Here is a 9,551-nt window from a genome sequence, read left to right on the forward strand (position 1 = left end):
ATCCAGCGGGGCGGAACGACGGCATCCCGGCACGGCGCGGCGGGGGTCAGGTGTTCAGCGGGGCCAGCCGGTCGACCAGGCCGGGCTGGGTCTTCAGCCAGCTGCGCACGCCCTGCTGCTCATGGCCCTGGCCCGCGTCGTGGATGGCCTGCTCCAGCCCGCCGAGCTGCTGCTCGGTGAGCCTGAAGTCCTTCATCCACCGGGAGACCGCCGGGAACTGCGCCGGGAAGGACCTGTGGGCCAGGGTGTGGATGCCGTCGCCCTTGCCGAACAGCCCCTTGGGATCTGCCAGCTTGGTCAGCGGGTACTTGCTGTAGGCCCAGTGCGGCGACCACAGCACCACCGCCACCGGCTCCTTGGCCCGCACCGACCGCTCCAGCTGGGCCAGCATCCCCGCGGTGCTGCCGGTGGTGAGCTGGTACTCCTTGTCCAGGCCGTAGCCGGGCAGCACGCTGGAGCCGAGCAGCTTCATCTCTCCCGCGCCCGGCTCGATGCCGATGATCCGGCCGCCGAACTCCTTGGCGCGTCCCTTGAGGTCGGCCAGCGAGTGCACGTCCTTGACGTACGACGGCACGCTGATCTCCAGGGAGGTGGGCCCGTACCAGGACCCGAGGTCGGTGAGGCCGGACCGGTACTTCTTCCAGTAGTCGGCGTGGGTGACCGGCAGCCAGGAGTCCAGTTCGACGTCGACCTTGCCGGAGGCCATGCCGGTGTAGAGCGCGCCCACGTCCATGTTCTGCAGCCGGGGCCGGTAGCCGCGCTGCTCCAGCACCTCCTTCCAGAGGTAGGTGGCGGCGACGCCCTCGTCCCAGTTGATGTAGCCGATGTCGACCGTGCGGCCGTGCCCGACGTCGTGCCCGGCCGGCAGTGCGGCGTCCCCGGACTGGGTACCACCGAAGGTGCGCAGCCCGCCGGCGACCAGGGCGAGGGCCACCACGGCCGCGCCGGCGACCGCGGTGCTGGGCCGGTAGCGCAGCGCCGCGGAGCGGCCGCCGGTGTGCTCGCGCGCCAGCGCGCGGCGGCCCAGCGGGGAGACCCTGCGCCCCAGGGCGCCGGTCATCCGGTCCAGGTACATGGCGAGGATGACCACCGCGATGCCGCCCTCGAAGCCCAGGCCGACGTCGACCTGGCTGATGGCGGTGAAGACGGAGGCGCCCAGGCCGCCACCGCCGACCATGCCCGAGATGACCACCATGGAGAGCGCCAGCATGATCACCTGGTTGACGCCGGCCATGATGGTGGGCAGCGCCAGCGGCAGCTGCACGCCCAGCAGGGTGCGGCGCGGGCTGGTGCCGAACGCCTCGGCGGCCTCCACCAGTTCGCCGTCCACCTGGCGGATGCCCAGCTCGGTCATCCGCACGCCGGGCGGCATGGAGAAGACGATGGTGGCGATGATGCCGGGGACCTGGCCGACTCCGAAGAAGAAGATCCCCGGGATCAGGTAGACGAAGGCCGGCATGGTCTGCATCAGGTCCAGCACCGGGCGCAGCGCTGCGCTCACCTTGCCGGAGCGGGCCGCCCAGATGCCCAGCGGAACGGCCAGCAGCACCGTGATCGCGCTGGCGACCAGCACCAGGGAGAGCGTGGACATCGCCTGGTCCCACTGCTGGACCGAGTCGATCAGCGCCAGTCCGGCGAAGGAGAGCAGGGCCGCCAGCGGGCCCCGCAGCCAGAGCGCCAGCACCGCGAGGACGCCTGCCAGCAGCAGCGGCGCGGGGGCGCCCAGGACGGCGTCCACGCCGTGGTACATACCGGAGACGACGGTGGTGACGGCGTCGAAGAGGGGCTGGAAGTGGTCACGGAGGAAGTCGACGCCGTGTTCCACCCAGTCGCCGAGCGGGAGCCTAGCCATGCTTCACCGCCCTCCCGTCGGCATCGGCGTCCCTCCGCGAGCGCGGCACCTCCGGGCGGCCCGTCCCGGCCGCCGTCCCGGCCGCCGGGCGGACCGCCGCGCGGCCCAGCACCCGGTCGCGGTCCACGTCCTCCACGAAGGCGGCGACATAGTCGTCGGCCGGGGAGAGCACGATCTCGGCGGGGGTGCCCTGCTGGACGATGCGGCCGTCGCGCATCACCGCGATCCGGTCGCCGAGCCGCATGGCCTCGTTGAGGTCGTGGGTGATGAAGACGATGGACTTGCGCAGCTGCTGCTGGAGCTGGAGCAGCTGCTCCTGCATCTCCCGGCGGATCAGCGGGTCGAGCGCGCTGAAGGACTCGTCCATCAGCAGCAGGTCGGCGTCGGTGGCCAGCGCCCGGGCCAGGCCGACCCGCTGCTGCATACCGCCGGAGAGCTCGTCCGGCCAGGAGTCCTTCCACTGCCCGAGACCCACCAGGTCCAGTGCGTCGGCGGCCCGGCGGTCGCGCTCCTCACGGGGGACGCCCTGCTGCTCCAGGCCGTAGCCGGCGTTCTCCAGCACGGTGCGGTGGGGGAACAGCGCGAAGTGCTGGAAGACCATGCTGATGCGGTGGGAGCGCACCGAGCGCAGCTCCCGGTCGGGCAGCGCGGTCAGCTCCTGTCCGTCGAAGAGCACCCGCCCGGCGGTGGGCTCGGAGAGTCCGTTGAGCATCCGCAGCAGGGTGGACTTGCCCGATCCGGACAGGCCCATGATGACGAAGATCTCGCCCTCACCGACCTCGAAGCAGGCGTCGACGACGGCGGCGGTCGCGCCGTCCTCGCGCAGCGCCTCACGGTCGGAGCCTGAGCGCAGCCGCTCGACGGCGCGCTCCGGCCTCCTCCCGAAAACCTTGAACAGATGGTCTGCTTCCAGCAGGGACACAGGTACCTCACGATCTTGCAGCGCCGTCGTACGGGCGCCGCAGTTGCTTCCGCGACCGGCTACCCGGCCTTGGTGCGTACACAAACCCGACTGTGGCGACCGTCACGGAATCACTGCTTCCGCTTGCGCGGAATGTCCTGAATGCCCGGATGAAAGGCGCATATCGCTCATGCACCGGCGGTGACGGTGCGCAGTGGACCCGGGACGGTCGGTGGGCCCCGAGGCTGTGAGCGGATCCGGGACTGGCGGATCCGGGACTGTCAGTGGCGGCTGCGACGATGCCTCCCATGGACGAACACTCCGCCGCCGTCGCCGCGTACTGGGACGCCGCCGCCGCATCCTTCGACGACGGGCCCGACCACGGGCTGCACGCCGGGCACACCCGCAGGGCGTGGCAGCGACGGCTGGAGACCTGGATACCGGGCGGCCCGGCGGATGTGCTCGACGCCGGATGCGGCACCGGGTCGCTCTCCCTGCTGCTCGCCCGGTCCGGACACCGGGTGACCGGTGTGGACCTGGCCCCGCGCATGATCGAGCAGGCCCGGCGGAAACTCGCGGCGGCCCGTCTCCGCGCACGCTTCCTCCTCGGCGACGCGGCCGCTCCGCCGACCGGCGGCGAGCGGTTCGACGCGATACTCGCCCGGCACCTGCTGTGGACGCTTCCCGACCCGCCGGGAGCACTGCGGGCGTGGGCCGGGCGGCTGCGGCCCGGCGGCAGACTGGTGCTGGTCGAGGGCCTCTGGCCGCAGCCCGAGCAGCCGGCCGTCCGCTACGCCGGCGGGGCGGCGCCCCTGCCCTGGCACGACGGGATCGGCGCGGCCGACCTCGCGGCCGCGGTGCGCCCGCTGGCCGCCCATGTGCACGTGGAGCCGCTCAGCGGCGACGCCGACCTCTGGGGCGGCCCGGTGGACGACGAACGCTACGCCCTGGTCGCGACGGTCCCGGATGCCTGACGGACACTCACCGCGGGGCGGCGGCCCGTGGCAACCGACGGATGCGCACATACGGCATGCTGGGTCCGTGACCACTCCCCGGCTGATGCTGCTGGACAGCGCCTCGCTCTACTTCCGCGCGTACTTCGGCGTGCCCGAGTCGCTGAAGTCCCCCGACGGCGTACCCGTGAACGCCGTACGGGGCCTGCTGGACTTCATCGCCCGGCTGGTCACCGACCACTCCCCCGACCACCTGGTCGCCTGCATGGACGCCGACTGGCGACCGCAGTGGCGGGTGGACCTCATCCCCTCCTACAAGACCCACCGCCTGGCCCCGTCACCGCCCGCCGACCCCGGAGAGGAGGAGGTTCCCGACGCCCTCGGCCCCCAGATCCCGGTGATCGAGCAGGTCCTGGACGCCGTCGGGATCGCCCGGGTGGGCTCCCCCGGCTACGAGGCGGACGATGTCATCGGCACCCTCACCGCGCGGGCCCGCGGGCCGGTGGACGTGGTCACCGGAGACCGGGACCTCTTCCAGCTGGTCGACGACGCCCGGCAGGTCAGGGTGCTCTACCCGGTCAAGGGCATGGGCACCCTGCAGTCCACCGACGACGCCCTGCTGCGGGAGAAGTACGGAGTGGACGGCGGCCGCTACGCCGACATGGCCGTCCTGCGCGGCGATCCCAGCGACGGCCTGCCCGGGGTCGCCGGAATCGGCGAGAAGACCGCGGCACGGCTGCTGGCCTCCTACGGCGGCCTGGCGGAGATCCTGGCGGCCGCGGACGACCCCGGCTCCACCCTCACCCCCACGCAGCGCAAGCGGCTCCACGAGGGTCGCGGCTATCTGGCCGTGGCACCCCGGGTCGTCAGGGTGGCCGACGACGCCCCGCTCCCGGACTTCGACCCGGTGCTGCCGCGCGAGCCCCGCGATCCGATGACCCTGGAGGAGCTCTCCGAGCGCTGGGGCCTGGGCGGCTCACTGCACCGGCTGCTGGCCGCACTGGCGGGCTGACCCTCCACCGACCCGGCGCATCCTCCGCACTCCCGGCGCAGGTCAGCGCGCCGACTGTGGAATCGTGGGGGTGTGCGTCTACTCAAGCGGCTGCATCCGCTGGACCTGGTGGCGGTGGCCCTGCTGGCCTGCGGCCTGCTCTGCGTCGTGACGGGGCTGCTCCCCACCGACCGGGCCGCGGAGGTGCTGCAGCGCATCGCGCCCCTGCTGCCCTTCCTCGGCACCATCATCGTGCTCGCCGAACTCACCTCGGAGGCCGAGGTGTTCGACGTCCTGGCAGGACGCACCGCGCGGGCGGCCCGCGGCAGCTACCCCCGGCTCTTCCTGCTCTGCGTGGGGTTCGCCTCGCTGACCACCGTGGTGCTCAACCTCGACACCACCGCGGTACTGCTCACCCCGGTGATGCTGGCCCTCGCGGCCCGGGTCGGCATCGCACCGCTGCCCCTGGCGATGACCACCGTCTGGCTCGCCAACACCGCCAGCCTGCTGCTGCCGGTCTCCAACCTCACCAACCTGCTGGCCGCCGAGAAGGTGTCGCTCACCCCCACCGGCCTGGCCGCCCGGATGTGGGCGCCCCAACTGGCCGCGATCGCCGCGACCATGGCCTGTCTGTGGCTCTGCTACTGGCGGCGGGGGCTGCGGGGGGCCGACCGCTACCAACCGCCCGAGCGCCGGCGGCCGGCCGACCCGCTGCTCTACCGGGTCTGCGGGCTGACCTGCGCCGCCTTCCTCGCCGCCGTACTGGTGCTGGACGTCCCGCTGTGGGCGGCCTCCTCGGCGGCCGCGGCCGTGGTGGTGGCCGCCTTCGCGGTGCGCCGCCGCGACATGCTGCGGCCGGAGCTGGTGCCCTGGCGGCTGCTGGCCTTCGTACCCGGGCTCTTCCTGGTGGTGGAGACCCTGCGGGTGCACGGCCTGGGACGGCTGCTGGAGTCGCTGATGGGCGGCGGCTCCGGTCTCGCCGGGCTGCTGCGCACGGCGGGGGTGGGGGCGGGCCTGTCCAATGTGATCAACAATCTGCCCGCCTATCTGGCCGGGGAGTCCGCGTTGCCGGACGCCGGGCACGACCGGCTGCTGGCGCTGCTGATCGGCACCAACGCCGGTGCGCTGGTCACTCCGTGGGCCTCGCTGGCGACACTGCTCTGGTTCGAGCGCTGCCGGGCGCAGAACGTCCGGGTGCCGTTGCTCCGCTTCACCGCCACCAGCGCCCTGCTGGCGGTGACGGCGGTCGGGGCGGCGGTGGCGGCGCTCCGGGTCACGGCCTGAGGGGCAATCAGGAGTGGGTGCAGGCCCGGGGCATCGGCCCTGAGACCTGAGGCCTCGGACCGGACGGCCGGGGACGGGGCCGAGGAGGGGGGCGGACACGGCCGCTCCGCCGTGTCCGCGATGGTGCTTCAGTGGATTCCTGTCGCCTGACAGAAATTAGGGTCCGTCCGTTTCCCCCAGGTGACGCGAACGTCACACAGCGGTTAGACGGTCCTCACCGCACGCCCCCCGCACCCGGTTTTCCCGGATGTAACGCACCGTTGGCACCCACGCAACACACTCCCGGTTCCCTGCTCCATGCCGCGGCCGCTCCGCCGCCTCCTGTCGCCCCGCCAGCTCTCCGCTCCGGAGACATCAGAGACAGGGGACGACCATGTCCGAGCACGGCCCCGCCCTCACCGCCGCCCCGCCGCCCGCCGTCGCACCCGAACACCCCCGGGACACGGACACCGACAGCAGCACCCTCGCCGCCTTCGGCTACCGCCAGCAGCTGCACCGGCGGATGGGGCGCTATGCCTCCTTCGCCGCCGGCTTCTCCTTCATCTCGGTGCTCACCACCGTCTTCCAGTTCTTCGCCTTCGGCTACTCCTTCGGCGGCCCGGCCTTCTTCTGGACCTGGCCCGTCGTCTTCGCCGGACAGCTGGCGGTGGCCGCCTGCTTCGCCGAACTGGCCGCGCGCTACCCCATCTCCGGCGCCATCTACCAATGGTCGACCCGGCTGAGCGGCGCCGCCTTCGGCTGGTTCGCCGGCTGGCTGATGGTGCTGGGCCAGATCGTGGTGGTCTCGGCCGCCGCGCTGGCGCTGCAGGTGGTGCTGCCGCCGCTGTGGTCCGGTTTCCAGCTCACCGGTGGCGACCCCTCACCGCTGTCGCCCACCGGTGCGGCCAACGCCGCGGTGCTCGGCGTCGTCCTGCTCGCCGTCACCACCGTGGTCAACGTCCTGGACATCCGGATCATGGCCGTGGTGAGCAGCATCGGGGTGACCGCCGAACTGGTCGGGGTGGCGTTGATGGCCGTGCTGCTGCTCACCCACGGAGATCGCGGACCCGGCGTGGTGATGCACACCGGCTCCGCCGGGTCCGGCGGGCTCGGGCTCCTCCTGGTGGCCTCGTTCTCGGCCGCCTATGTGATGGTCGGCTTCGACAGCGCAGGCGAGATGTCGGAGGAGACCCGCAATCCGCGGCGCACCGCACCGCGCACCATCCTCACCGCACTGTCGGCCGCCGGGGCGGCAGGGGGTCTGCTGCTGCTCGGCGGACTGGTCGCCGCACCCAGCCTCACCGACGGGCGGCTGGCGTCCGAGGGGCTGTCCTATGTGCTGACCAGCAGGTTCGGCGGCAGCCTCGGCCGGGTGCTGCTGGCGGACGTCGCCCTGGCCGTCTGCGTGGCCACCCTCGCGATCCAGACCGCCGGGGCGCGGATGGTCTTCTCCATGGCCCGGGACGGCGCACTGCCCCGGTCCCGCCGGCTGGCGGCGGTCTCCGCGCGCAGCGGGATGCCCACCGCCCCCGCCGTGGTGGTGGGCGTCCTGGCCGCCGCCGCGCTGCTGCTCAACCTGGCCTCGCCCGAGGCGTATCTGGCCCTGGGCACCACCTGCATCGTGCTGGTCTACCTCGCCTACGCGATGGTGACCGGGCCGATGCTGCTCCGCCGGCTGCGCGGGGGCTGGGACACCGCGGCGCAGGGCAGCGACGAGCACGGCCGTCCGCTGTTCACCCTGGGGCGCTGGGGTCTGCCGGTCAATGCGCTGGCGCTGCTCTTCGGCCTGGTGATGGCCGTCAACCTGGCCTGGCCCCGGGCCGAGGTCTACGACCCGCAGGGCGGCCACTGGTATCTGCAGTGGTTCACCGTGCTGGTGCTCGCCGGCGCTCTGCTGCTGGGCGCCGTCGCCCACGCCGCCGTCCGCCGCCGTCCGCGGCCCTGACAGAAGGGCCGCCGAAGGACCGCCGGCGGGCGTGCGGCCCGGCGGCCGTCCCGGTCCCCGGTCCCGCTTGCGGCAGCGGTTCCGCACGGACCGCCGGCCGAGCCGGGACGGTGCCCGCGGCACCGCGGCCCGTCACAGCAGGGTGCGGCCCTCCTCGCGGACGGCGCCGAGCAGGGACTGCGCGCAGCCGGCGATCCGCAGGGCCGCGTCGGCCGTGGCGTCCGCCAGCCGGGCCGGGTCCCGCTCCGGCGTCTCCCTGCGGAGCAGGATGACGCTCTCCACCAGACCGAAGACCAGGTCGGCCCGGATGGCCGGGTCCTCCTCGGCCGGTCCGGCCGCCGTGAGCAGCTCGGCGTAGTACTGCTTGAGCTCGGCACGGAGCCGGCGGAAGCCGGCGAAGCGTTCCGCCCGCACCTCGGGCAGCAGATAGAGCGCCCCCAGGTTGTGCGGTCCACCGGCCAGCAGCGCGGCGTCGGCCCGGCAGAGCGCCCAGAGGCGTCCCGCCGGGGTGGCGCCGCGCTCGGCTGCGAGTCTGCGGGCCAGCTCCAGCGAGGGCTGCACGGTGCCCTCCAGCAGGGCGGCGAGGATGTCCTCCTTGCCCGCGAAGTGGTGGTAGAGCGAGGCCTGCCGCAGCCCCGCACGCTCGGCGACGGCGCGGGTGGAGGTGGCCGAGTACCCGAGAGCGGTGAACAGCTCGGCCGCCGCCGTCAGTACGTCCTGACGGGTCGTCCGTCCGCTGTGCGACGGCCCCTGGGCGCGTGGGCGACCCACTCCCCTGCTGTTTCCGGCGACTGCGACCATCCCGGGATCCTCGCACACGCCTCGCACGGTGAGCACTCCGTAACCCGTCCGCAACGCACGGGCAACAGGGCGGACCCGGCTCGGTCCTAATTTCTGTCGAGCGACAGAAATTACCCCACCCCCTCCGCAGGAGGCAGCATGACCGCCCCGACCGGATCCACCGCGACCACCCGCGCGGCCCGGGACCACGCCCGCGCCCAGGGCGGCACGGCCGTCGACTGCATGCCGCAGGTCCCCGCCCCGGCCGGCGCCCTGTGGGCGGAGACGGTCGCCGGCGGCGGCTGCACCCACAAGGTGCTGGCCCGCGGCAGCGAGCTGCGGCTCACCGACCGCGACGGGGACGCCTGCGCCCATCTGCTGCTCTACTCCGCCGACCGCCACTGGGAGCGGCTCAGCACCGCGGACACCGCCAAGGTGCAGTGGAACGCCTACCCGGGCGCCGGCACCCTGCTGCTCTCCGACCAGGGCAGGGTGCTGGCCTCGCTGGTCGCCGACGACTCCGGGCGCCACGACCTGCTCTGCGGCACCTCCACCGCCGTGCGCAACACCGCGCGCTACGGCGACGGCAGTCCGTACGGCCCCACCCCCGCCGGCCGGGAGCTGCTGCGGCTCGCCGCCGCCAAGCACGGCATGGACGCCCGCGACCTGCCCCCCGGGATCTCCTTCTTCCAGGGCGTCCGCGCGGCCGCCGACGGCTCACTGGAGTTCACCGGTTCGGCCGGCCCCGGCGCCGGCGTCACCCTCCGGGCGGAGATGCCGCTCACCGTACTGATCGCCAATGTGCCGCACCCGCTGGACCCGCGCCCCGACTACCGCTGCACCCCGCTGGAGGTGCACGCCCGCCC

General features: G+C 73.4%; 8 protein-coding genes. 5 read left to right on the forward strand and 3 right to left on the reverse strand.

What is annotated here, in order from left to right:
- Positions 1 to 46 precede the first annotated feature (46 nt).
- Positions 47 to 1,852, reverse strand: a complete 1,806-nt coding sequence (locus AOK09_RS23955) for an ABC transporter permease/substrate binding protein (RefSeq protein WP_055589308.1) — start codon at positions 1,850 to 1,852, stop codon at positions 47 to 49.
- Positions 1,845 to 2,774 (reverse strand): quaternary amine ABC transporter ATP-binding protein, encoded by a 930-nt coding sequence (locus AOK09_RS23960; RefSeq protein WP_079063377.1) that lies wholly within the window; start codon positions 2,772 to 2,774, stop codon positions 1,845 to 1,847. Before AOK09_RS23960 ends, AOK09_RS23955 begins: the two co-directional genes overlap by 8 nt.
- A 287-nt stretch (positions 2,775 to 3,061) precedes the next feature.
- Between AOK09_RS23960 and AOK09_RS23965 the strand changes: the two genes are divergently transcribed.
- The 4 genes from AOK09_RS23965 to AOK09_RS23980 all read left to right on the forward strand — a co-directional run bounded on the left by AOK09_RS23965 (position 3,062) and on the right by AOK09_RS23980 (position 7,905).
- The gene (locus tag AOK09_RS23965; RefSeq protein WP_055589309.1) at positions 3,062 to 3,727 is read left to right on the forward strand and encodes a class I SAM-dependent methyltransferase; all 666 of its coding nucleotides are present in this window, start codon (positions 3,062 to 3,064) and stop codon (positions 3,725 to 3,727) included.
- Between the two features lie 85 nt (positions 3,728 to 3,812).
- Complete coding sequence (locus tag AOK09_RS23970) at positions 3,813 to 4,718, forward strand: 5'-3' exonuclease (protein WP_055589313.1); 906 nt, start codon at positions 3,813 to 3,815, stop codon at positions 4,716 to 4,718.
- A gap of 72 nt (positions 4,719 to 4,790) precedes the next feature.
- On the forward strand, positions 4,791 to 5,981 hold the full coding sequence (locus tag AOK09_RS23975; protein ID WP_245687449.1) for an ArsB/NhaD family transporter: 1,191 nt from the start codon (positions 4,791 to 4,793) through the stop codon (positions 5,979 to 5,981).
- Positions 5,982 to 6,354: 373 nt separating this feature from the next.
- Positions 6,355 to 7,905, forward strand: coding sequence for an amino acid permease (locus AOK09_RS23980; protein WP_055589310.1), 1,551 nt, complete (start codon positions 6,355 to 6,357; stop codon positions 7,903 to 7,905).
- 132 nt (positions 7,906 to 8,037) lie between these two features.
- On the opposite strand, the gene AOK09_RS23985 is transcribed toward AOK09_RS23980, so the two are convergent.
- Positions 8,038 to 8,706 (reverse strand): TetR/AcrR family transcriptional regulator, encoded by a 669-nt coding sequence (locus AOK09_RS23985; protein ID WP_055589311.1) that lies wholly within the window; start codon positions 8,704 to 8,706, stop codon positions 8,038 to 8,040.
- A gap of 138 nt (positions 8,707 to 8,844) precedes the next feature.
- Here AOK09_RS23985 and AOK09_RS23990 point away from each other — a divergent pair.
- The coding region (locus tag AOK09_RS23990) for an urea amidolyase associated protein UAAP1 (RefSeq protein ID WP_055589312.1) at positions 8,845 to 9,551 on the forward strand (707 nt) is incomplete at its 3' end.

Origin of the sequence: Peterkaempfera griseoplana (assembly GCF_001418575.1) — a bacterium.
Taxonomy (GTDB): Bacteria; Actinomycetota; Actinomycetes; order Streptomycetales; family Streptomycetaceae; genus Peterkaempfera; species Peterkaempfera griseoplana.

Bases quoted from the DNA above. Each gene is read 5' to 3' on its own strand.
- AOK09_RS23985 (WP_055589311.1), bottom strand. From the start codon at position 8,706: ATGGTCGCAGTCGCCGGAAACAGCAGGGGAGTGGGTCGCCCACGCGCC.
- AOK09_RS23970 (WP_055589313.1), top strand. From the start codon at position 3,813: ATGCTGCTGGACAGCGCCTCGCTCTACTTCCGCGCGTACTTCGGCGTG.
- AOK09_RS23980 (WP_055589310.1), top strand. From the start codon at position 6,355: ATGTCCGAGCACGGCCCCGCCCTCACCGCCGCCCCGCCGCCCGCCGTC.
- AOK09_RS23955 (WP_055589308.1), bottom strand. From the start codon at position 1,852: ATGGCTAGGCTCCCGCTCGGCGACTGGGTGGAACACGGCGTCGACTTC.
- AOK09_RS23965 (WP_055589309.1), top strand. From the start codon at position 3,062: ATGGACGAACACTCCGCCGCCGTCGCCGCGTACTGGGACGCCGCCGCC.